The 23,123-nt window shown below is 41.7% G+C and carries 18 protein-coding genes; 12 read left to right on the top strand and 6 right to left on the bottom strand.

The genetic code is table 11. From position 1 onward, the window contains the following. From ACRCJ0_RS02140 to allD, 5 genes are all read left to right on the top strand, one after another. On the top strand, positions 1 to 925 hold a 925-nt coding region (locus ACRCJ0_RS02140; protein ID WP_431389345.1), incomplete at its 5' end, for an ATP-binding cassette domain-containing protein. Between the two features lie 70 nt (positions 926 to 995). Beyond that, positions 996 to 1,706: an AzlC family ABC transporter permease gene (locus tag ACRCJ0_RS02145; RefSeq protein WP_431389346.1), complete on the top strand. Its 711-nt coding sequence runs from the start codon at positions 996 to 998 to the stop codon at positions 1,704 to 1,706. A gap of 10 nt (positions 1,707 to 1,716) precedes the next feature. Then, positions 1,717 to 2,028 (top strand): AzlD domain-containing protein, encoded by a 312-nt coding sequence (locus ACRCJ0_RS02150; RefSeq protein ID WP_431389347.1) that lies wholly within the window; start codon positions 1,717 to 1,719, stop codon positions 2,026 to 2,028. Positions 2,029 to 2,230: 202 nt separating this feature from the next. After that, positions 2,231 to 3,022, top strand: a complete 792-nt coding sequence (gene allE / locus ACRCJ0_RS02155) for a (S)-ureidoglycine aminohydrolase (protein WP_048727930.1) — start codon at positions 2,231 to 2,233, stop codon at positions 3,020 to 3,022. A 20-nt stretch (positions 3,023 to 3,042) separates the two neighbouring features. Continuing rightward, the gene (gene allD, locus ACRCJ0_RS02160) at positions 3,043 to 4,119 is read left to right on the top strand and encodes an ureidoglycolate dehydrogenase (protein WP_431389348.1); all 1,077 of its coding nucleotides are present in this window, start codon (positions 3,043 to 3,045) and stop codon (positions 4,117 to 4,119) included. A 632-nt stretch (positions 4,120 to 4,751) separates the two neighbouring features. On the opposite strand, the gene ACRCJ0_RS02165 is transcribed toward allD, so the two are convergent. Next, the gene (locus ACRCJ0_RS02165; RefSeq protein ID WP_431389349.1) at positions 4,752 to 6,410 is read right to left on the bottom strand and encodes a PucR family transcriptional regulator; all 1,659 of its coding nucleotides are present in this window, start codon (positions 6,408 to 6,410) and stop codon (positions 4,752 to 4,754) included. A gap of 240 nt (positions 6,411 to 6,650) precedes the next feature. Here ACRCJ0_RS02165 and ACRCJ0_RS02170 point away from each other — a divergent pair, with 240 nt between their 5' ends. From ACRCJ0_RS02170 to allB, 4 genes are all read left to right on the top strand, one after another. Further along, positions 6,651 to 7,868, top strand: a complete 1,218-nt coding sequence (locus tag ACRCJ0_RS02170) for a pyridoxal-phosphate-dependent aminotransferase family protein (RefSeq protein ID WP_016896928.1) — start codon at positions 6,651 to 6,653, stop codon at positions 7,866 to 7,868. A gap of 170 nt (positions 7,869 to 8,038) precedes the next feature. After that, positions 8,039 to 9,262, top strand: coding sequence for an allantoate deiminase (gene allC, locus ACRCJ0_RS02175; RefSeq protein WP_431389350.1), 1,224 nt, complete (start codon positions 8,039 to 8,041; stop codon positions 9,260 to 9,262). A 295-nt stretch (positions 9,263 to 9,557) separates the two neighbouring features. Then, complete coding sequence (gene allW / locus ACRCJ0_RS02180) at positions 9,558 to 11,045, top strand: allantoin permease (RefSeq protein WP_431389351.1); 1,488 nt, start codon at positions 9,558 to 9,560, stop codon at positions 11,043 to 11,045. A 16-nt stretch (positions 11,046 to 11,061) separates the two neighbouring features. Beyond that, a complete protein-coding gene (allB, locus tag ACRCJ0_RS02185) occupies positions 11,062 to 12,429 on the top strand; it encodes an allantoinase AllB (RefSeq protein ID WP_270370279.1) in 1,368 nt (455 codons plus the stop codon). A gap of 132 nt (positions 12,430 to 12,561) precedes the next feature. On the opposite strand, the gene ACRCJ0_RS02190 is transcribed toward allB, so the two are convergent. From ACRCJ0_RS02190 to ACRCJ0_RS02205, 4 genes are all read right to left on the bottom strand, one after another. Further along, the gene (locus ACRCJ0_RS02190; RefSeq protein ID WP_016896932.1) at positions 12,562 to 13,818 is read right to left on the bottom strand and encodes a dicarboxylate/amino acid:cation symporter; all 1,257 of its coding nucleotides are present in this window, start codon (positions 13,816 to 13,818) and stop codon (positions 12,562 to 12,564) included. Positions 13,819 to 13,897: 79 nt separating this feature from the next. Next, entirely contained in the window at positions 13,898 to 15,127 is a 1,230-nt protein-coding gene (locus ACRCJ0_RS02195) for a dicarboxylate/amino acid:cation symporter (protein WP_016896933.1), read from the bottom strand. Between the two features lie 219 nt (positions 15,128 to 15,346). Continuing rightward, complete coding sequence (locus ACRCJ0_RS02200) at positions 15,347 to 16,279, bottom strand: AEC family transporter (RefSeq protein ID WP_270370281.1); 933 nt, start codon at positions 16,277 to 16,279, stop codon at positions 15,347 to 15,349. 115 nt (positions 16,280 to 16,394) lie between these two features. Beyond that, a complete protein-coding gene (locus ACRCJ0_RS02205) occupies positions 16,395 to 17,261 on the bottom strand; it encodes an alpha/beta hydrolase (RefSeq protein ID WP_048727955.1) in 867 nt (288 codons plus the stop codon). Between the two features lie 180 nt (positions 17,262 to 17,441). Between ACRCJ0_RS02205 and fdrA the strand changes: the two genes are divergently transcribed. Genes fdrA through arcC form a run of 3 tightly spaced genes read left to right on the top strand, consistent with a single transcriptional unit; the run spans position 17,442 to position 22,297 of the window. Next, complete coding sequence (fdrA, locus tag ACRCJ0_RS02210) at positions 17,442 to 20,456, top strand: acyl-CoA synthetase FdrA (protein ID WP_431389352.1); 3,015 nt, start codon at positions 17,442 to 17,444, stop codon at positions 20,454 to 20,456. A gap of 9 nt (positions 20,457 to 20,465) precedes the next feature. Beyond that, positions 20,466 to 21,338, top strand: a complete 873-nt coding sequence (locus ACRCJ0_RS02215) for a DUF2877 domain-containing protein (protein WP_270370283.1) — start codon at positions 20,466 to 20,468, stop codon at positions 21,336 to 21,338. An 11-nt stretch (positions 21,339 to 21,349) separates the two neighbouring features. After that, entirely contained in the window at positions 21,350 to 22,297 is a 948-nt protein-coding gene (gene arcC, locus ACRCJ0_RS02220; protein WP_048727961.1) for a carbamate kinase, read from the top strand. A 441-nt stretch (positions 22,298 to 22,738) separates the two neighbouring features. On the opposite strand, the gene ACRCJ0_RS02225 is transcribed toward arcC, so the two are convergent. Continuing rightward, a partial coding sequence (locus ACRCJ0_RS02225) for an alpha-hydroxy-acid oxidizing protein (RefSeq protein ID WP_431389353.1) occupies positions 22,739 to 23,123 on the bottom strand: 385 nt, incomplete at its 5' end.

Below are 23,123 nucleotides of genomic sequence, written 5' to 3' on the forward strand. Positions count from 1 at the left end.
TAAGGTCCGCAACATATCAAACGTCAATTATTTACATGGTCCTGACCTAAAACGAACCATTGAATCTTGGCTGATGACCGTACCAAATTTCGTTCAAAAACGTAGTGATCAACCCATTTTGACCCTTGATAATGTATCCTACACTTATCCATGGCGAGACCAGCCCACTTTGCGCAATATTTCCACTCAAGTTTTCAAAGGTGACATGATTGCCATTGTCGGAAAAAATGGGTCGGGCAAGTCCACACTGGGTCAGATGATGGACGGAAACATCCGCCCAGATTCGGGCACGATGACTTGGTTAGGTGAAGAAGTCACTGGCGATAACCTATGTCAAATGAAGCAGGAAACAGTCTATATCCAACAAAATATCGACCAATCCATCCTAGATTCCACTGTGAAAGACTATTTGAATGGGATTGCCGCTAATTGTAATTACTCCGCGGAAGAAGCAGAAGAAGTCATCCGGGATTCTTTAAAACGAACGGGTCTGATTTATACTGCTGAACTACAAATTGGCCAATTATCATTTGGCCAACAAAAACGGATTATGCTGTCGTCTGCCTTAATTAACCAGCCGTCACTCTTAATTATTGACGAGCCCTCTGAAGGCCAAGATTACCATCATTACAACGAATTCATGCAGTACCTATATCAAATCAACCAGGAACAAGAAATTGCAATTATCATCAATACCCATAACACGGATCTAGTATTAGAATTTACTCGCCATGCTTGGGTATTATCCGAGGGCGAATTAATCGCGGATACCCAGCCTATTAGAATCGCCACGGATTATCGCTTAATCCAAAGAGCTTTCTTACGAGAATCAAATTTATATATCTTTGCCCGTCAAATCGGCTTAATTGATCCTTACAATTTCATCAAGAAATTCATGGATTACCATAGAGAAGTGAATCGTTAGTTAGCTAAATCGCTAGTCAGGTGCTAGCGGATGACTAAATAAAAATAATAAACATAAGGGAGGGTGTTTAATGGCAGAAATTGTGGACGCCAAGTCCGAACGTTTCAAGTTATCAATCCCCGTTATTGTAGGCTATTTACCAGTTGGTTTAGCTTGTGGGTTACTACTCGCTGATGCCGGCTTAACCTGGTGGCAGGTTGTGCTGATGTCCAGTCTAGTGTTTGGGGGCTCCGCGCAATTTGTGGCAGCAGCGCTAATTGCACAAAATGCTGGTGTAATGGAAGTATTTATCTCAGTACTATTATTAAGTTCCCGCCAAGCCTTGTATAGTGTGTCTTTTGGCCCATACTTAAACCAAGCGCCTAATTTTAAGGTCGCTTGGTTAGGCTACATGACAGCAGACGAATCCTACGCCATCAATGTCTTAAAACTGCAAGATAACAGTCCACAGAAACCATGGGCCATTAACGACGCCTTATTCGTCGCTACTGCAACATGGATTTCCTGGATCCTATTTACTGCATCGGGTGCCTTGTTTGGTACCTTCATTCAAATTCCTGATGTCATTTCAAACTTTGTCATGGTTGCTATGTTTATAGGCATTCTTGTCCCGAACCTAAACAACCGCATGATGCTCAACACCATGTTATTCACTGGTGTGATTGCCGTCATCTTGATGACTATTTTCCAATCATCCTATGTGATTATTATGGCCACAGCCATCGCCTTAGCGGTCGTATTCTATTTCTTAAAACGTCAAGAAAATAACCGTGTAGCATAGGAGGGCTATCATGGCATTATTCGTAGTAACACTTGGCTTACTGTGCACCGCTATGCGCGTCGTACCTGCACTTGTTATACGTAACACCAAAATTTCTCCAATGGTATACAAAACAATGGCTTACCTACCCGTTATCATTTTTACCGCAATGATTTTTACCGACATATTTTTCTGGGAAAGCCACTTCAACCTCAACCTACTGGAGAACATCAAATTGATACCAGCACTCGTGTCCTTGTTCGTCGCCTACCGGTTTAAAGACATCATCAAAACCATCATCGCCGGCGTCGGCACCATCGCCATTTTATACCTTTTCTTATAATTTTTTTGATAAAAGGGCATAGCTATTCTAAGCTAGCCCCCAGACCGTGACTCGAGGGCCATGGTCTTTTTTACTGTCGTCATTTGGCTAAAACCAACAATCCTTTGTCTAAAATTGTAGGGTTTGAAAGTAGCTCTTTAGTTTTAAAGCGGTTACACTATAAGTAATCAATCACACATGAAATAATTGGAGGCGGATAACAATGGGCTATAAAAACAACAATACAGGTTACCGGGATGGACTGCTTGAAACGCGGGCAATGATTAAGAAAAATAATTACGCCATCTTGACCCATGATGGTTTAGTCAATAACCTGATACCAGGCTTTGAAAATACGCGCATCTCAATCCTAGGGTCACCGCGAATGGGAGCAAGTTTTTCAGACTTTATCGCAGAATTTGAAGAAGGTGGTAAAAATATCCTTGGTTTTGGTGGTCCAGGCATTGAAACCTTCGTCTATGTCATCAAAGGGGCTTTAATTGTCAGCGACGACAATGGTAAATCAGACCAGCTAGCAAGTGGGGGTTACGCCTTTTTCCCAGTAAATGAAAAGATGTACTTTGAAAACGGGCAAAAGGAAACAACGGAGGCCTTCTTGTACCAGCGCGCATACGAGCCAATAGAGGGCCACCAAGCCCATAAAGTGATTGGCAACAAAGATGCGGTCACACCGATTGCCTATGAAGGAATGGAAGATGTCCTATTATGGAATTTACTTCCGACTGATGACTTAGGATTTGACATGAATTTCCATATTTTATCGTTTCAACCAGGTGCCAGCCATGGCTATATCGAAACCCATTATCAAGAGCACGGGGCCTATTTACTATCTGGGAAAGGTATGTATAATTTAGATAACAATTGGTATCCAGTGGAAAAAGGGGATTACATTTTTATGGCTGCCTACACGCCGCAAGCCGCTTACGCGACTGACCGGACGGAACCACTTGCCTATGTTTATTCCAAAGATGCCAACCGCAACCCTGGTGTTTAAGGGGGATTGGAGCGAAAATCATGTCAGCACATCATGAAGAAAAAATCATCAAGGTCAGTCCAGAACGTTTATACAACTTAATGAATCAAAAACTACAAGCTGCGGGACTAGACCAAGACCAAGCTGAAGAAACAGCCAAACATTTAACTTTCGCTGATATGTCAGGTATTCATTCACACGGTGCAGTCCGAGTTGAATATTACGCTGAACGGATCAATAAGGGTGGCATTACCAACCAACCCAATATATCCTTTGAACAAACAGGCCCGTCAACAGGGATTTTCCATGGAGACAATGCGCAAGGTCATTTTGTCGCCAATAAAGCTTTAGTACCAGCGATTGGTATGGCCAAAGAAAGTGGGGTAGCTGTCGTTGGGATTTCTAAGATGGGGCATTCAGGGACTTTGTCATATTACATGCGTAAAATTGCGGATGCTAATTTAGTGGGTATTGCAATGTGTCAGTCAGACCCAATGGTCGTACCTTTTGGTGGGGCTGAAAATTATTTTGGGACGAATCCTATTGCCTTTTGTGCGCCGAATAATGGTGACGAACCATTGATTTTTGATATGGCGACTACAGTTCAAGCGTGGGGGAAAATCCTAGATGCTAGATCTAAAGGAATTGAAATTCCAGATAATTGGGCCGTGGATCAGAAGGGGCACCCAACGACTGATCCAAATCAAGTAAATGGTTTGTTGCCTATTTCTGGACCGAAAGGGTATGGTTTAATGATGATGGTAGACATTTTGGCAGGTGTATTATTAGGCCTACCATCAGGGAATGAAGTGAGTTCGATGTATCATAATTTGCATGAGGGGCGTAACCTTGGGCAAATGTTTATCTTGATTGACCCTGAAAAATTTGTGGGTATTGAACCTTTTAAAGCACAGATTACGAACATGATGAGGAACTTAACACAGATTATACCAGCACCGGGATTTGACCGTGTTCAATATCCAGGACAACCAGGTAATGAAGCATATAATCGTGCTAAAGTAGAGGGTGTCTTGATTCCAGAATCCATCATTAACTACCTAGAATCAGACGATATCCATTTTGACAATTATGAAGGTATGGGCGCATTTGCAAATTAGGATTAGAACGAAATCGCTTAGCTCAACAACATCCAACGGTTTCTCTCTTGGCGTCGGTTCTCGCACCCTAACAGTCTGTTGGTTTGTCTGTCTGTACATTCTGTAAGACGTACACGCCTAATAGTCTGTCATGCGCCGGGCCATCATCCTTATTTCACCGCGAAGGCATGCTAGGAGGCTCCAGCCTTTGGCTTAATAGTAAGTTTTTCTTGCAAACGGCAAGCCACTTCATTAATTTGCATTCTTTCTGTTGACTATTAAGGAATAATACATTCTTCAAGTGTGTGATATTCTCTACAAGGCTTAATACTAGAATTTGTAATTGGATAAACATTATAGGTATTACTTTGTGATAACTAAGCATTATGCAAGCTTACAAAATTGGTAATCACGTTTTCTATGTTCTCGAGAAACTAATCGTAGATTACAAACAAATCTTCGGGCGGGCGCAACTTGCCACAAATATTAGTCTAATGCTGTACTTATGTATGAAACTACCAATGACAATATTTTTATAGGGGATGGACTATTAATGACTTCAATGTACGCATAAAAGACATTTCTATATACAAAGAAAAGCAAGCTACGTTGATTTTTACTTTGGTAGCTTGCTTTTGCTTTCATATTTTATTTTATTTAATTTCGTCGATGAGGTTTAGGGCTAGTCTTAGATTAAGTGAGTTTTCTGGTGAGGATACGTCATGGCCTAAGATTTCTTCGCATCGTTGGATCCGGTATTTTACGGTATTTCGGTGAACGAAGAGTTTGCTTGCGGTGCTGGCGATTTCACATTGAGAATCCAGATATACAGTGAGTGTTTTCCGCAGGTCAATTAAGGTTGGATCTTCTGGGAAGGCGAATGCTTTCAAGATATTTTGACAGAAGAAGGTGACGTCATTTTTATCCAAGTTATTGAATAGTTGTAGCATACCTTTGTCTTCGTAATGCATGATCAATTCGCCATGTTCACTTTGACGACGTTCATCAAAGACTAGCTTGGCTTCTGTATAAGACTGGCTGATTTGTTCCCAATTGTAGTAGGGATTACCCAAGCTGAATATTAAATGTAAGGGTAATTTGTCTTGGATATCAGCAGCCATTTTGCCTAATTTAGCGGATAAATGAGGATCTTGTTGTTGGAACAGAACGACGATTTCCTTGGTGTTTTGGAATTGAATGACAAGGGCATTGGCAAAGTAATGGCTGATCTTCTTTTTGATCCATTTGAAGGTCAGCTGTAAGAGTTCTTCTTGTAAATGGGTCAATTTACTTTGGTTGATGGCTGTTTTTTCAAAGACGTGGGCTACCTGATAAAAGTTGGATAGGATATAGCCATGCTTCATATTAGGTTCTTGTGGTGCTAGGGATGAATCAACCTTGTAATTGTTGTCGACCATTTCCTTAAAATAATCTGTTTCGATGGTAAAACGGGATTCAGCCACTTTCTCATTCTTGAATAAGATAAAAGATAAGACGGTGGCGGCTTGGTCAATGGCGAAGGACGAAATAGGGTAGGGAATTTGTTCGGGCTTTAAAATAACCAAATAGTGGGGGAAATAATTGTAGACCTTGATTGGGGTAACAGAAACTTGGAATTGCTGTCCCTTGGCGTTTTCTACAATAAATGACCCTTTGTTCTTAGTCTCGTTATCCATTAATTGAATGATTTGGTCGACATATAATTGGGCTGAGTTGGACGAATTGTTAAAGTGTCTTGAGTGAGAAATAATTTCTCGGTAGGGACTGAGTAAGATTGTCGGTGTTTTGATGGTTTTGGCCAATTCATTGATAATCACTTCGTTAGAAGCGTTTTGAATTAATAGGTTTGAAAACTGACTTTGAATATCCAAGGCAAAGGACACTTCTTCGTACTTGGTGCCCCAAATATTAGACATCAACTGGTGAAGTAATTCACCAAGAGAATAATCATCAGGAATAGCAAAAATTGGAAAGTTGACTTTGTTGGCGTATTGAATGATTTTGGGATCTAAATGTCCATTTAAAAAGCGGCCCAGTTTAATTCCTAAGCCGACAGCGCTAGCCCGTATCAGGGAATCAATTAGGGGGATTAAACCCGATTGGTCCTCCTTATAAATCATGGCTGTAGTTAATAAAAAAACACCTTCAGGAATATAATGTTCAATATCTGGTGTATCTGAAATATCGACGCTTTTGATTTCCTGGTCTAAGGGCGTTTGATTGCGGTCAGTCAGTAATTTAATATCTGAAAAACGGGGTGAATCTAGTAAGTTGGCTAGTGAAATCATGATGTATTCCTCATTCCGTTCCATTTATCGATTGTTGTTTTAGTAATCTTGCTAGCTGTTTGGCAAAATCACCAATGACTTGTTGTTATTGCACATAGATAAATATACTAGAAGTGGGCCAATTGTTCAAACTAGACTGAAAGAAAATTTGATTTAGTCATTATTGACGAAAAGCATGGATACCATTCCGCTTTTTTGATGAAAGGTTTATAATAAAATAAAGTGATAAGAACAGACAATTTTAATGAAACGGGAGGAATACACATGTATAAAGAAATCGACGTACCACAAAGAACGATTATGACCCCAGGACCGGTGGAGTCACACCCGAAAGTTTTACGCGCAATGTCAAACACCATCTTAGGTCAATTTGACCCTGCCTTTCTACATATCATGAATGAAGTGAAAGAAATGATTAAGGTGCCTTTTGGTACGGAAAATGAGCAAGCATTTGCGGTTGATGGAACTTCTCGTTCAGGTATTGAAGCGTCAATGATTGCCTTAGTGCAACCAGGTGACAAAGTCTTAATCCCAGCTTACGGTCGTTTCGCATACTTATTAGCGGAAATCGCAGAACGTGCTAAAGCTGAAGTGATCTTATATGAAAAAGATTGGGATAGTCCATTCGATCAAGATGACGTCATTGAAAAAATTAAAGAAGTAAATCCTAAAGTAGTGGCTATGATTCACGGTGAAACTGCCAACGGTCAAATTCAAGCCATTGATAAAATTGGGGCTTATTGCCAGGCAAACGACCATTTATTCTTAGTAGATATGGTTGCGACTTATGGTGGTGTGCCAATTAAAGTGGACGAATGGGGCGTGGATATTGCTATTGCTGGTTCACAAAAATGTGTGAGTGTGCCATCTGGTATGTCATTAGTGACATTTAACGAACGTACACAAAAAGTGATTGAAGCTCGTTACCAAAAAGAGTTAGGTTTAAGTACGGAAGACCGTAACCCTGACCATATTCAATCAAATTATTTGGACTTAAGCCAGTTAATCAACTACTGGAATGACAGCCGTATCAACCACCATACTGAAGCAACGACTTTAATTTATGGTATGCATACAGGTTTACGATTAATCCTTGAAGAGGGGGTTGAAAATGTGTATGCCCGTCATGAATTAAATAACCAGGCTATTATTGCAGGGATTAAAGCTATGGGACTTGAAATTTACGGGGATGAGTCAACTAAAATGGCCACAGTTACCCCAATCCTTGTTCCAGAGGGTGTTGACCCAGATGCAGTTAAAAACTTCCTATTAGACCAATTTGGCGTGGAAATTGCGGGATCATTCGGCCGTTTAATCGGTAAAATCTGGCGTTTTGGTAACATGGGTTATTCAAGCCGTCGTGAGAATGTCTTACATGCACTAGGTGCTTTTGAAGCGGCCTTGTTATACCATGGCGCTAAAATTGAACCAGGTAGAGGGGTTCAAGCAGCCTTAGAAGTGTACGCCGAGGCAGATAAATAATTCGGATTTTGGCAGCTTGGTGTAGATATTGGCGCGTCTGCATCAAGCTATTTTTAGATTTTTGCCTACTTTGGCTAAAAAATGAGAAGAATCCTGTCACATCACACAATGCCTATGAAACAGTTTTTAGGTATGTTAATTAAAAGAAGTGAATTTTAGGAGGGAATTGCGTGATTAAGATAGCACCAGAAACAATAGATGAATTAATGGACTGGATTTCAAGCATTTCAGATGCAGAAGGTCCAGGGACAACTCGATTACTCTATTCAGAATCGTGGATTGAAGCGCAAAATGCTTTAAAAGCTAAATTTGAAGAATTGTGTATGGTAACCGAATTTGATCCAGTAGGTAACCTATACGCGACGATCGAAGGAACCGAATTCCCAGATGAAATCATCGCCACAGGTTCTCACGTGGATACGGTAGTTAAAGGTGGCCGTTTAGACGGGCAATTAGGGATTATGTCTTCTTACATGGCCATTAAGGCTTTACTTGAAACAGAAGGTAAACCTAAGAAGTCATTACAAATTATCTCAATGGCTGAAGAAGAAGGCTCTCGTTTCCCATATGCTTTTTGGGGTTCGAAAAATATCTTCGGTTTGGCTAAGCGCTCAGACGTTGAAGAGATTGCGGATGCTGACGGCATTAAATTTGTAGATGCCATGCGTGAAACCGGTTTTGATTTCCAAGATGTACCAAGTCATCACAATTTGGCAGCCTTTATAGAATTACATATTGAACAAGGGAACTTCCTTGAGCAAACAAAAAAACAAGTAGGGATAGTTAACGCCATTGTTGGGCAAAAACGCTACAATATTACACTCAAAGGGGAGTCCAATCATGCGGGAACAACCCTGATGGAATACCGAAAGGATACAGTCGAGGCAGCTTCAAGAATAATTGTGCAATCCATTGATAAGGCAAAAGCTGAAGGGAATCCGTTAGTCTTAACTTTTGGACGCGTTGAACCTAAACCAAATATAGTCAACGTTGTACCAGGTGAAACCTTAATTTCTATGGATTGTCGGCATACAGATGCAGGTATTCTAGACCGTTTTACCAAAGAGATTGAAGCGGATATGCAAAAAATTGCGGATGATATGGGGATTGAAATCACCATTGATAAATGGATGGATGAAAAACCAGTGCCAATGGACGCCCATATTATTGAAACGATTGAGTCTGTATGTAAAGACAACGACTTGAATTATCAAGTCATGCATTCAGGTGCCGGCCATGATTCACAAATTTTTGCTGCCCACGTACCAACAGGGATGATCTTTGTACCATCGATAAAAGGGATTTCGCATAACCCGGCTGAACATACTGAGGCAGTTGATATTGTCCAAGGGGTAGAAGCTCTAGGTGAAACCTTACGTCGCTTAGCTTACTAGTATAGAATAGGGGAAGTTTACGATTCTCTATTAGATTTGAAAAAGTTCTTTGAAATGGTGGGAAAGGGGCGTGTGACATAAATATCACACGCCCTTTTACTAGCTATAATTGGTCGTGATTTCGGACTTCAAAAGTCAGAATTACCCGACACTTACTTTCGCCTATATTGCTTTTTGAATTCGAATTAGCGGTTTTTGACAAGAGTGAAAAAGGTCTTTGGTCACAGTAAACAAAGGCAAGGGTGTAGAAAACGGTTACAATTTATATAAATCATAAAAATGAGGAGGGTCTAATTTGGAAGAGAACATTTACCATATCAGTGAAGACCAGTTACAACGTTACCGACAGCGGGGCTACAAGAATGAGGATATCTTGCCTAAGCCAGCTGAAGACCGTCACATGACCGCCATGAATTACTTTACTTTATGGATGGGGTCAGTCCATAACATCCCTAATTATGCAGCTGTAGTAGGATTTTTGATGCTAGGTTTATCGCCAATCAATGTCATGGTTGCCATCACCTTAGCGGGACTTGCTGTTGCAGTCTTTATGATTTTTAACGGCCAAGCGGGAGCCAAGTTTGGGATTCCGTTTGCTATGCACCTGCGTTCTACCTACGGATCTAAAGGGGCCAAACTACCTGGATTCCTTCGTGGCGTGGTCGCGGCTATTGCCTGGTTTGGGGTCCAAACCTATACAGGTGCCGCAGCTTTAACGATCTTGATTTCTAAATTGTGGCCAGCTTATCTAGAAATCGGTGGTGAAGTCTTAGGCATCACGATTCCAGAACTGATTTCCTTTGTTATTTTCTGGATTGCCAACATGGCCATTGGTTTTGGTGGTGGCGGTATTTTAAATAAATTTACCGCGGTTTTATCACCAATTATTTACCTAGTATTCGGTGGGATGACCATTTGGGCCATTAATGTAGGTGGAGGAATTGGTAACATTCTGCAATATAATATGGCAGGAGATGTGTCTATTAATCCTATTCTTGCTTACTTGATGATTATTGCTTCAGTCCTGTCAGTGTGGGCAGCACCAGGAGTTTCAGTAAGTGACTTTACCCAAAATGCCCGGTCTCAAAAAGACCAAGCGCTAGGTCAAGTGGCTTCATTACTTGTGGGTTACCTAATTTTCGCCTTTATGGCAGTAGTGATTATCATTGGCGGTACCATTCATTTTGGCGCACCAACGTCAGGCAATGGGGTCTTGGATTTTATTAACCAATGGGATTCGCTTCCAGCTATCATTGTTGCGACATTAGTCTTTTTAATGACAACAATTTCGACAAATGCGACTGGGAATATTATTCCGGCAGCGTATCAATTGGCTGCACTTTTTCCAAAGCAAATCGATTACCGTAAGGGTGTTTTGATTGCGGGGATTATTTCCTTCCTGATTATGCCATGGAATTTCATGTCTGATGGTGGGGGAATTCTGGTATTCCTAAATGCTATTGGTTCACTATTAGGACCGGTAGCCGGTGTAATGATTGCCCATTATTACTTCGTGAACAAACAAGAAATTGACCTTGATCAGTTATACTTTGATACAAGTGGTAAGGAATCTAGACAGAACATCTATACGGGCGTGAATAAACAAGCCTATGTAGCAACCGTTATCGGTCTGGTCTTATCTATGGTCGGTCAATTTATCCCAGCGCTATCAGTATTATCGGATATGGCTTGGATTACTGGATTTATTTCGGCTTTTGTCATTTATTACTTGTTGATCCGCTTCTCTTCAAAAGCGTCAACAATTGGTATTGAAAACGAATAATTAAGGAGGAAGTTTCATGCAATTTGATTTAGTCATTAAAAATGGTTTAGTCATCCTAGATGGGGGCGAAACGAAAACAGATATTGCTGTTCAAGATGGTGTCATTGCAGGTATTGGTACAGGTTTTGAAGGGAAGCAAGAAATCGACGCTGAAGGTTTAATTGTCAGCCCAGGTATGATTGATGCCCACGTTCATATCACTGAACCAGGCGGGGGTTACCGCGATTCATGGGAAGGTTATGTGACAGGAACTTCAGCTGCAGCTAAAGGTGGGGTTACTTCATTTTTAGAGATGCCTTTAAACCAAGTGCCAGCAACAACTTCTGGTGAAACATTAAACATCAAATATGAAGCAGGTCAGGGGGAATTGAAAGCTGACGTCTTCTCATACGGTGGTTTAGTGCCTTACAACTTGGAAAATGGTGAGATTCAAGAACAAGCTGACGGCGGAGTTATTGCTTACAAGGCCTTCATGTCAACATGTGGTGACCGTTCAATCGATGGCGACTTCATGAACGTAGATGACTACTCATTATATGAAGGGATGAAACAAGTTGCTAAAACAGGTAAAATCTTGTCTATCCATGCGGAAAATGCAGCCGTAACTGATCGTTTAGGCGAAATTGCTTACAAAAACGGGGAAACTACACTTAAAGCTTACGTTGAAACACGTCCAGTCTTTACGGAAGTGGAACCAATCAAAAAAGCTATTTTATTTGCTAAAGAAACAGGTTGTCGTATCCATATTGTGCACGTTGCTTGTGTTGAGGGGGTTGAAGCCATTACTGAAGCCCGCGAAGCTGGTGTTGACGTGACTTGCGAAACATGTACCCACTACCTATACTTTGAAACAGATGAATTAGATGCGATTGGACCAGTGGTTAAATGTTCACCACCAATCCGTGATAAAGCGCAACAAGATGGCCTATGGGAGAAAGTCTTTAACGGCGAAATCAAATTCGTAACGTCAGACCACTCACCATGTACGCCAGATTTGAAAGATACGGACAATGCGTTTGACGCTTGGGGTGGTATCTCGGGTGTGCAAAATAACGTGGATGTTTTATTCGATGAAGCTGTGCAAAAACGTGGCATGTCATTAACACAATTTGCGGGCATTATTGCTGGAAACGTTGCAGACTTATTCGATATTCAAAACAAGGGTCGTATCCAAGTTGGTAAGGACGCAGATATCGTCTTGATAAACCCGGATGCAGCTTATACTTTACAAGCGGAAGATTTAGAGTATCGAAACAAAATCAGTCCTTATATTGGACGTGAAATTGGGGCGAAAGTTGAAACAACCATCTTACGAGGTCAAGTGACTTACGCTAAAGATGCTGGTGTGGCTGCTGACTTTATTGGTGAATTCGTTAAAATGTAAAAAATTAGAAAGCCGCGGCCACTTTAACTCGTGGTCGCGGCTTTCTTGCACCAAGGGCTGAATATTTGAACATATTAAAAGGGCTAGCAAACGCGGTGAAGCGTAAGCTAGCCCTTATTTGTTGTATGAATGTTACTCGGCTTCAGCTGAGACTGTCTTTTTGCCATTATAAACGTCGTGGTCTAAGGCATCAACTGAATTGGCAACTAACATGGATACGATGACGTCATTGTTCACGTTTAAGAAGGTACGGAACATGCCGGCGAACCAGTCTACCCCAATGATTAAGGCGATGGATTCAACGGGTAAACCAAGAGAGGTAGCGAGGAAGGTTGCGACAACTGCAGACCCACCAGGTACGGTGATGGTACCAAGGGTTAACATGACAGCTAGGAAGATCCCAACGATTAGTTCAATTGCTGATAATTCAACGCCAGATGCTTGTTGCATGAAAAGGATCATGACGACGTAAGACATGGCTGCACCGGCAGAACCCATTGTCATCCCCACACTCATAGTGAAGTTGGCGATATCACGACGGACACCAAATTTTTCAATGGTATCTTTCAAGGCAGTTGGGAAGGTGATCGCTGAACTAGTTGTGGTTAAGGCAATGATGGACATATCTAAGAATTTCTTAGGCATTTTAGCCGGGTTGACCTTACAAATCGCTGCTGTAAGTAGGACCATGAAGATCATGACAATGGTAACGCCGATTAGGAGAATACCTAGGTATTTAACCATGGGGCCAATTACTGCTAAACCGATTGTACCGGCAACATTGGCTAATAGGGCGAAAATACCGATTGGGGCGATTTTCATGATTGTTTGGATCACGTTCAAGGTGATGTTGTTGGTGTGTTTGATGATATCAAGGACGGTAGTATCACCAGATTTTTTGATCCATTGGTTTAGACCGATACCAAATAGGACAGAGAAGACGATAATAGGAATCATTTCACCAGCAGCCATGGAACTGAAGATGTTGGTTGAAACGAAATTGGTAATGGTTTCTTGAAAGCCTAGGGAAGTTGTTTCTTCAGCGACAAAGGCCTCAGTAATCTGCATGCCTTCGCCTGGGCGTACGATGGTTGCTAGTAAGAAACCGAGCCCTGAAGAGATTAGGGTGGCGAAGATGATCCAAAAGAAGGTCATGGCGCCGACTTTAAGGCCCAATTGATTTTCCTCATTGTTACGGGCCATTTCACCGATTGCTGAAATAACTGAGGTCATCACTAGTAGGACAACAGACATTTGAATTAAGCGGATGAAAATATCCCCGATAAATTTCAGGTTGCCCGCCCATTCTCCGACAATGGTACCAAAGGCGATACCCGCGACGACAGCGATAATAATCTGCACTGTTAAAGATAATTTAAACTTGTTCATAAGAATTACTCCAATCTAAAATTGCTTACTATATAAAAATTAACTGGTTCATAAATGGTACAAAATAAATGTCTTATTGCTAAATGTGCGTACTATTCAATTTTTCACGATCAATGGCATCCACACTTTTGGCTACGATCAGTCCAGAAAAGACATCGGAATTGACATTTAAAATAGTGCGGATCATACCAGTGAACCATTCGACAGCAGCGAATATGGCGATACTTTCAATTGGCAGGCCCATTTGCGGAATCACAATGGAAAGTGAAACCAAACCACCGCCAGGGACAACGGCATTTGCAAGTGAAGCCAGTGTGGCTAGGAAAATAATGAAAACGTAATTGGTCAATCCGTACTGAACGCCATAAATTTGGGCGACGGTAATGATGGTAATGGACATGAACATAGCAGATCCATTACTGTTTAAGGACATACCGAGTGGTAAAACTAAACGTGATACTTCACGTTTGATCCCTAATCTTTCTTCAGAATCTTCAATGGCTGTTGGCAAGGTGATGGCTGACGATGTAGTCGCGAGTGCTATAATGGACATCCGAGACATCTTTTTCACAAGGGCAATTATTGAGACGCGTAAGTAAAGGCTAACGATGAGTAACCAGGCAAGTAGGAATAAGAGTGTGGCGCCTGAGTATACGAGTAGATAGGAAACTAGGGGTAAAATAAGGGCAATCCCGTATTCAGCAATGGCTGAGGCGATAAGGGCAAAGATCCCAATGGGTGCAAAACCCATGACTAAGCGGATCATCTGCAAGATGATGGTGTTAAAGTCAACTAAGACGGGTAGGAATTTTGGTTCGCTGACTGAAGCGCGAATGCTTAAGGCGATACCAAAGAAGATGGCAAATGAAATGATTTGGACGATAGCCCCGTTGGCCATGGCGTCTACAATATTTTGCGGGAAGAAGTTGATAATGACTTCTGAAAACGGGGTTTGCGTGGCTTCGATGTCGACACTAGTTGAGACAGTATCGCTAATACCACTACCTGGTTTAAATATCAGACCGAATAGAACACCCCAAGCTGATGCTAATAGGGAAGAAACCATAAAAATGATGATGGTACGTAGACCAATCGTCCCTAATTGCTTAATTTCTAGGCTCCCAATTGCTTCAACAATTTGCCCTAAAATAAGGAAGACGATACCCATTTGAATTAACCGTAGGAAAATTTGTCCAAGAAAATCAATGTAACCTACATAATCCTTGAAAAAGTACCCAAAAGCGATACCCAATACGAGGGCGATGACAATTTGTGTCGTCATACTTAGACCCTTTTTCTCTTTCTCCATATAATCACTTCCTTTTCAAAATTTCATCTAATATTAATATATTTACCAAAAAATTACAATCAATATCATGGTTGTTTAACATCTTAAAAATACAATATGAGCTTGCATATAGGGACAAATTACCGTTAAAAAAGGTGTTTGGAGGTCAGCTAGGAGTCGTTTTCAACCTATAAAAAAACATCTTAACCATTATTGATTAAGATGCTGATATTGTGTGATTTAAAATAATAGGGTTACTAATGGAATAGTGATCATGGATAGTAAGGACGACAAGAAGACGATTTGGCTGGCAAATTTGCCGTCGTTGCCGTAATTAGATGAGAACATGGCAACGTATGAAGCTGTTGGCATGGAAATCATCATGACTGGGATGACTAATTGGGGGCCGGATACACCGAATGCCTTTAAAATCACGGTAATGATGATAGGGACCACTAATAATTTTACCCCAGCGGCCAGATATAAAATCGGGTTTTGGAAGGCTTCTTTGATGTTTGAACGAGATAGCATTAACCCAATTACAATCATGGCTAAAGGCGAGGTGGCTGGTGCCATGGTATTAATCACTGAATTAACAGGTTCTGGCACTGACCATTGGCCAATGAAAAAGATCAACCCAACAATAATGGACAAGATTCCTGGTGAAAGGATGATTTTTCGGATATTAATGGTAGCAGTTGTTGGTGAATTGCGGGAAATTAAATAGACACCTAATGACCAAGACACCACTTCAAAAATAAAACCAGCCCCAACCACGGCATAGAATAAGGCTTCTTCACCGAGTAGGCTTTGGATAATAGGATAGCCCATAAATGAAGTATTAGATAGTAATAAAGCTGTTTGGAAAATGTCCTTTCGACCGTCCGATAGTGGTAATTTTCTTGAAACTAAGAGACCAACTGTAAACATGACGGTATAACAGAAGACCATAATGGCTAAAATGGCTAGCGCCGTGTTTAACCGTTCTTGGTTCATTTCAAGTTGCATGGCCGTAAAGATAGTAGCTGGCATCGTAATATATAAAACTAATTGGGTGATATCTTTTTGACCCGATTCAGAAATCAGTTTGGTTTTTCCAGCGACAAAACCAATGACAATTAACAAAAATAAAACCGCAACTTTTTGTAAAGTTAAGAAAAAGTCAATCTGCATGTTGTTTCCTCCCGATTCATTTTGCAAGCAAGCGCTCATAATAACCATCTTATGAGAACTACTTTAGATTTTCAATAGCGAAAGCTACTAGACTGTGGGCTTTGAATTGGCCAGATTAGCCAAAAAGCGTATTTAACCAGGTTAATAATTCCTGGTAGGTTGCCATCCCGATGCCATCGATTTCGGTCCGGTCAAAGTCATGCAGGTCGCTGTCGACAATATGTAAGTGACTATTTGGGGCGGCTTTGTGCAAGAGTTTGGATTGGCGGACCGGGACATCTGGATCACCTGAGGCAGCGGTGATAAATGTGGCCGGCAAATTTTTCAAATCATTTTTTTCAATAGAATACCCTTTGGCATCGCCTTTGCCGGCTAGGAATAAGTCTTGCCATGTGCCCGATTGCCGGGCACCGATATAGATTGGATATCGGTCATTCATTGAACCCTCAACTATCGGTTGTTCTGAAGTTAAACGGATCATTTGATTGGCTGTTACCTTGGGATAGGTCAGGAAATGTCTGCTTGGGACACTAAAGGCTGCTTCGTTGAGGTTGAAATAACCATAGAAAGCGATGGCCCCCTTGGCTGGCACTTGGTGGTGCACCGCTTGATACAGGGCTAAGTAGGCACCCGCTGACCGGCCCATTAGTATGTAGTGGTCATTTTTCAAATCGAGGGTATCGACAGCGTGGTCAAGAAACCAATCGATTGAAACTGCGATGGACGCCAAAATTTCCGGCAATTTACTTTCGGGGGCTAGGGGGTAGTCGACAGAAAAGAGGTTGTAGCCAGCCACCGTCAACTGGTCGATATATTGGTGTGGTAAATCTTTGCGGTCACCAAAAATCAAACCACCACCATGCAAGTAAAAAATCGTCGGCGCTTGAGATTTCTGGCTGGTATAAGTTTGGTATAATGTTCCATAGATAGGTAAATTAGGGTCATCTTGAATCAAAACATCCAAGCTTTGGTAGGTGGACATGTCATCATTCCTTCATTGAATTAAATTCTCTTGCCTTAATTATAAAGTAAGATGTGGAAAATTTGGCAGATTCGTGACGATTTTATCTAAAATAGACAAATGTTTGAACCGTTTTATGAAGTTTGGGCATATTTCACGGACCTGAAAGCGGTTATAATCAATACAAAGGGAGGCTTCATTATGTTACATACAGTCATTCAAAAAAATAATTATCAAGACTCAATTAACTTGATGTTACTAACGAATTCAGTTAATGACATTGAAGGTGTTTCGCAAGGACAAATTATGATGGCATCAGACGCCAATAAGGATATCCTAAAATCTGCCGGTCTTTACACAGACGAGGTGGAAGCTGCAGGTGCCAACGATATGGCCATTGTGGTGGAAGCAGATGATGAAAGCGTCATGGAGAAAGTTATCGCTGAAATCGACCGTTTCCTTAGTGATTTATCCGGGAAGAAGGACGAATCTGGCCTTTCTAGCGTGAATAACTGGAAAGACGCCCTAGACACTATGCCGGATGCCAACTTGGCCTTGGTATCCATCCCTGGTACATATGCAGCCGACGAAATAGAAAAAGCCTTAGATTCAGGACTACATGTCTTCTCATTTTCAGACAATGTATCCCTAGAAGACGAAGTACGGTTGAAAAATAAAGCCCATGAAAATGGCTTACTATTAATGGGACCAGACTGTGGTACAGGGGTTATTTCTAGCGTACCGTTAGCCTTTACTAATGTGACCAATCCTGGCAACATCGGGATTGTAGCCGCTTCTGGGACAGGTATTCAAGAAGCAACAACTATTATCGACCGGTTAGGTGGCGGGGTTGTCCACGCTATCGGAACAGGTGGCCGTGACTTAAATGAAAAAGTTCAAGCGACAACCATGTTAGATGCGATTGCAGCCTTAGAAATCCACGATCCGACAGATGTGATTCTGGTGATTTCTAAGCCACCTGCAAAAGAAGTTCGTGACCAAGTCATGCAAGTCTTGCAGTCGCTATCTAAGCCAGTGGTAGCTATTTTCCTAGGTGAAAAACCGACTGAACACGTGGGCAATGTAGCCTTAGCTTACACTTTAGAAGAAGCAGCGAAAATGTCAGTTGATTTAGCCAACGGCGACGAGATCAAGGCTAATTATAATGACCCAATTGAATTTGAAGTGAGTCAACCATTAGCAGAAGGCAAAACGGTTAAAGGCTTGTACTCTGGTGGGACATTAGCCAGTGAAGCAGCGACGTTAATTTCTGACGCTTTAGGCTTAGATAATGTCAAAGGTCAAGAAGGGTATATTTTGAATACGCAAGGTTTTCAAGTAATGGACCTTGGTGACGACGTGTACACGCAAGGGAAACCCCATCCGATGATTGATCCAGAAGTTCGGGTGAAAAAACTCCAAGAAGTTTTACAAGACGAAACAACAGGTATCATCTTACTTGATGTGGTGCTTGGTTACGGGTCCCACGCTGATATGGCCGGTGTTTTAGCGCCGTCTATCAAGGAAGCTTTGAGTGATGCCAAAGCTAATGGCCGTGATTTATATGTGATCGGGTCTGTAGTGGGTACTGATCATGACCCACAAAACTATGCGGATGCAGTATCGAAGTTAGAAGATGCTGGGGTCATTGTCGAATCTTCAAACGCCCGTGCCATTCGTTTAGCTTTAAAATTAATGGGTCATGAATTAAACATCGCAGACAAGAACTTTGTAGATTATGCGGGTAAAAAAGTTGCGGTCCCTGATGCTAGCGAAAAAGTGGTTGAATTATTCAACAATCCACCGCGTGTCATTAACATTGGGATCGAAAGCTTTACGGAACCAGTAATTGCCTTCGGCGGAGAAGCCTTACAATTTACTTGGCGTCCGCGGGCCGGCGGTAACAAGCGATTAATCCGGATTTTAAACGAATTAGAAAAACGCGAAGATGAAATCAACGCTTCAAATGATAAGGTCATCGAACGTTTACAAAATTCACAACCATTCTTAGTGGATGCTAAATTGGCTAAAGAAGTGATTCCAGAATTGAATACGGATGAAAAAATCATTCTGCATGCTGGACCACCAATCAAATTTGAAAACATGACGGGTCCGATGAAGGGATCAGTAATTGGTGCCATATTATTTGAAGAATGGGCGAGTGACGAAGACGATGCGATGCGTCAACTTGAAGCTGGTGAAGTAACCTTTATTCCTTGTCACCATGTAGGTGCAGTTGGGCCAATGGGTGGGATTACTTCAGCTAACTTCCCAGTTTTCATTGTTGAAAACAAGACAGATGGGACAACTGGTTACTGCATCATGAATGAAGGAATTGGTGAAGTATTACGTTTTGGTGCTAATTCACCAACGGTTATCGACCGTTTGCGTTGGATGCGTGACGTTTTAGGGCCAATTTTAGGCCAAGCCTTACGTACCCACGAGGAAGGTTTGAACTTGAATGTAATGATTGCCCGCGCAATTGGTATGGGAGATGAATTCCATCAACGTAATATCGCGGCTTCATTGGTATTCTTGAAAGAAATCACACCTTCCATTATTACCCTTGATGCACCGGAAAAAGAAAAGGCCGATGTGATCCAATTCTTAGCGGATACAGACCAATTCTTCCTAAATATCATGATGGCGACAGGAAAAGCCATGGTTGACTATGCCCGTAAAATCCAAGAGGGGACAGTTGTTACGACAATGGCCCGTAACGGTGAAAACTTCGGTATCCGGATTGCAGCTCTTGGTGACGAATGGTTCAATGGACCAGTCAATACACCAAACGGTTTGTATTTCACAGGGTATTCAGCTGAACAAGCCAACCCAGATATTGGGGACTCTGCCATCACTGAAACAGTGGGTGTTGGTGGTATGGCGATGATTGCAGCACCTGGTGTAACCCGCTTTGTTGGGTTAAACGGTCTAGATGATGCCCAAAGCATTTCTGAAGAAATGCAACAGATTTCTATTACTAATAATCCAAACTGGGCCATTCCAAACTGGGACTTCAAAGGAGCAACCCTTGGTATCGATATCCGAAAAGTTGTTGAAACAGGGATTACCCCAATCATCAACACAGGTATCGCTCATAAAGAAGCCGGTGTTGGCCAAATTGGTGCTGGTACTGTGCGCGCACCATTAGCCGCTTTTGAGAAAGCCTTAGTCGCATATGCCGCATCAATTGGCATACATGTAGACGAAAATTAAGTAACGCACATGAATTTAAATAAGCAAAAGGATAATCGCTCATCAAATCACTTGGTGAGCGATTATCTCACTAAGCTGTTATTCAGTAAAGAGCGTTTAAACGGTAAAGTAGACAGTATTTTTGAACATGGGTTTAACTTAATTATCCAAGGCCAATTATTGTATGTCGGGACGGGTGCGGACAATTTATCGGCCTTTGGTGTGGTAGTTCCTAATCATTTGCTTCAGGACATGAAAAATACCATTGAAATTGGCCAACAAGTGAAAATTCAAGCGGCTAGCATAGGCGATAATCAATTGCACATGACTTGGACCTTGTATAGTCGACCAAATCCTGTGCAAATTTGCATGGAACGAGTCGCCATTGTAGGGACCAAACTACCAAAAATTTCAGTGGCTGATTTTATTGAGGCTGATATTATCACTGCATTGGCGCAAGCGGATATTTGGCAAGAGTCTGGTTTCTCGGCAAACAATGATTTGGCGGGGCGTTACAGGGATTTGTTAGAAGAATGGGACAATAAAGTGGCTCAGTCTTTAATTGGTGCCGGTATTGGTTTAACCCCAAGTGGTGATGACTTTTTGCAAGGTTATATAATGATGACTTTGATCACTGGGCGAGATGATTACCTAGTTATGCCAGCTATTCAGCTGGGCCTTGAACAACGGTCGACGACTTTGGTTTCTGAAACATATTACAAGGTTTTATTTGCAGGACATCTCAATTACTCATGGACCAATTTTTTTGATGCAGTTTTGGCAAATGATATAAACCTTGTACATGGTGTCATTAAGCAGATTCAACAATATGGGGCTACGTCAGGCAATGATATTTTGCTTGGTGTCCAAGCCTTTTTACAAGAATATTTAAAAGCAAATTAATGGAGGAAATTATGGGTAAAAAAATTGTCGTCGCTTTAGGCGGAAATGCGATTTTATCAGATGATCCTACTGCAGAAGGGCAGATTGCAGCACTTCGCCATACTAGTGACCGATTAATTGAATTGGTGAAACAAGGTCACCAAGTGATTATTAGTCACGGAAATGGCCCGCAAGTAGGGAATTTAATGTTACAACAAGAAGCTGCTGAGTCGGCTGAAAATCCGATTTTACCATTGGATGCCTTGGTAGGGATGACGCAAGGTAGCATTGGTTACTGGCTACAAAATATGTTGAATGAGGCTTTAGCTAAGGAAGGATTGGATAAAAAGGTAGCGACCCTAATCACGCAAGTGGTGGTAGATCCGGCTGATCCGGCATTTGAAGAGCCAACAAAACCAGTTGGCCCCTTTTTGGCAAAAGCGGAAGCTGAACGATTATCTGAAAAAAATGGCGATGTATACGTGGAAGATGCGGGTCGAGGCTACCGAAAAGTGGTCCCATCGCCGAAACCACAAACAATCGTTGAATACCCAATTATCAAGACCTTAATCGACCAAGATTTCATCACCATCTCAGCTGGTGGGGGCGGCATTCCAGTCGAGGCGGTAGAATTTGGTTACAAGGGTGTTGAAGCGGTCATCGATAAGGACTTCGCCTCTGCCAAATTGGCGGAATTAGTGGAAGCAGATTACTTGATCATGTTGACTGGCGTGGACAATGTATTCGTCAACTATAACAAGCCAAACCAAGAGAAATTAGAAGAGGTGACTGTCGAACAATTGAAGGGGTGGATAGCGGAAGAACAATTCGCACCTGGGTCAATGTTGCCGAAAGTCGAAGCAGCGATTTCACTGGTTGAGAACAGACCAGAAAGTAAGGTCGTGATTACCTCATTAGAGAATATTGAAGCAATTTTTGGTGGCGGATCACCAACAGTTGTATCAGCTCAAGCATATTAAAAAAATAGCGGGACATTTGTCAAAAAGATGAATGTCTCGCTGTTTTTGGATTACATGATATAAAAATATGGTTGTCCTAATAAAAATATACATGCAAAAAAGTGCCTTATTCATGTTGAGTGGGCACTTTTTGGTAAATATTTAAGTTAAGATGATATTTGTTTCGCACCTTGATAAACGGTTTGTGTCGTATCTCATAGTCGAGTTCAAAATGTCAGACTAAAGAATTTTGGTCTCACATCCTGATAATCGGGTTCCACAAACCAGAAATGACTGCTCCAACCTTCCAACGTTCATTTCTGAACGGTTTGTGTCGCACCTTGTAGTCGAGTTCAAAATGTCAGACTCGTGCCACTTCAGAAATAAGTTGTGTGATGTACAATCACTACACTTATTTCTTCCACTGTTACGAGTCTAAACGACATTTTTCACATCCTTATCTTAATTCTGGCTTCTTGATGCGAAATATTCGATATTGATTCGGCGGAGTCTTGACCATTCGGCTGGTTTCCCGGTGATCATTAAGTCTGTGTTACGCAGTTCGCTCAGGTCTTGGCAGTCTAATACCATCATTAACAAGCGTAATTGTTCGTCGTAAGACTTGACCATCTCAATAGTAGCGTCTACGCCTTCACCAAGGACCGAATGCAGGAATTGACCTGACATACCAACGGCAGATGCGCCTAGGGCAAGTGCCTTCATCATTTGCATTGGGTCTTTAATCCCACCAGAAGCAACGATGGCCGTCTGGCTCATCAAAGGCTGTGCTTCTAATAATGAAATAACGGTTGATTGACCCCAGTCAGCCATGTAGGCGAACTCTTGT

The sequence above is a fragment of the Aerococcus sp. L_32 genome (assembly GCF_050689315.1).

Bases quoted from the DNA above. Each gene is read 5' to 3' on its own strand.
- ACRCJ0_RS02145 (WP_431389346.1), top strand. From the start codon at position 996: ATGGCAGAAATTGTGGACGCCAAGTCCGAACGTTTCAAGTTATCAATC.
- ACRCJ0_RS02150 (WP_431389347.1), top strand. From the start codon at position 1,717: ATGGCATTATTCGTAGTAACACTTGGCTTACTGTGCACCGCTATGCGC.
- allE (WP_048727930.1), top strand. From the start codon at position 2,231: ATGGGCTATAAAAACAACAATACAGGTTACCGGGATGGACTGCTTGAA.
- allD (WP_431389348.1), top strand. From the start codon at position 3,043: ATGTCAGCACATCATGAAGAAAAAATCATCAAGGTCAGTCCAGAACGT.
- ACRCJ0_RS02165 (WP_431389349.1), bottom strand. From the start codon at position 6,410: ATGGAACGGAATGAGGAATACATCATGATTTCACTAGCCAACTTACTA.
- ACRCJ0_RS02170 (WP_016896928.1), top strand. From the start codon at position 6,651: ATGTATAAAGAAATCGACGTACCACAAAGAACGATTATGACCCCAGGA.
- allB (WP_270370279.1), top strand. From the start codon at position 11,062: ATGCAATTTGATTTAGTCATTAAAAATGGTTTAGTCATCCTAGATGGG.
- ACRCJ0_RS02190 (WP_016896932.1), bottom strand. From the start codon at position 13,818: ATGAACAAGTTTAAATTATCTTTAACAGTGCAGATTATTATCGCTGTC.
- ACRCJ0_RS02195 (WP_016896933.1), bottom strand. From the start codon at position 15,127: ATGGAGAAAGAGAAAAAGGGTCTAAGTATGACGACACAAATTGTCATC.
- ACRCJ0_RS02200 (WP_270370281.1), bottom strand. From the start codon at position 16,279: ATGCAGATTGACTTTTTCTTAACTTTACAAAAAGTTGCGGTTTTATTT.
- ACRCJ0_RS02205 (WP_048727955.1), bottom strand. From the start codon at position 17,261: ATGTCCACCTACCAAAGCTTGGATGTTTTGATTCAAGATGACCCTAAT.
- fdrA (WP_431389352.1), top strand. From the start codon at position 17,442: ATGTTACATACAGTCATTCAAAAAAATAATTATCAAGACTCAATTAAC.
- ACRCJ0_RS02215 (WP_270370283.1), top strand. From the start codon at position 20,466: ATGAATTTAAATAAGCAAAAGGATAATCGCTCATCAAATCACTTGGTG.
- arcC (WP_048727961.1), top strand. From the start codon at position 21,350: ATGGGTAAAAAAATTGTCGTCGCTTTAGGCGGAAATGCGATTTTATCA.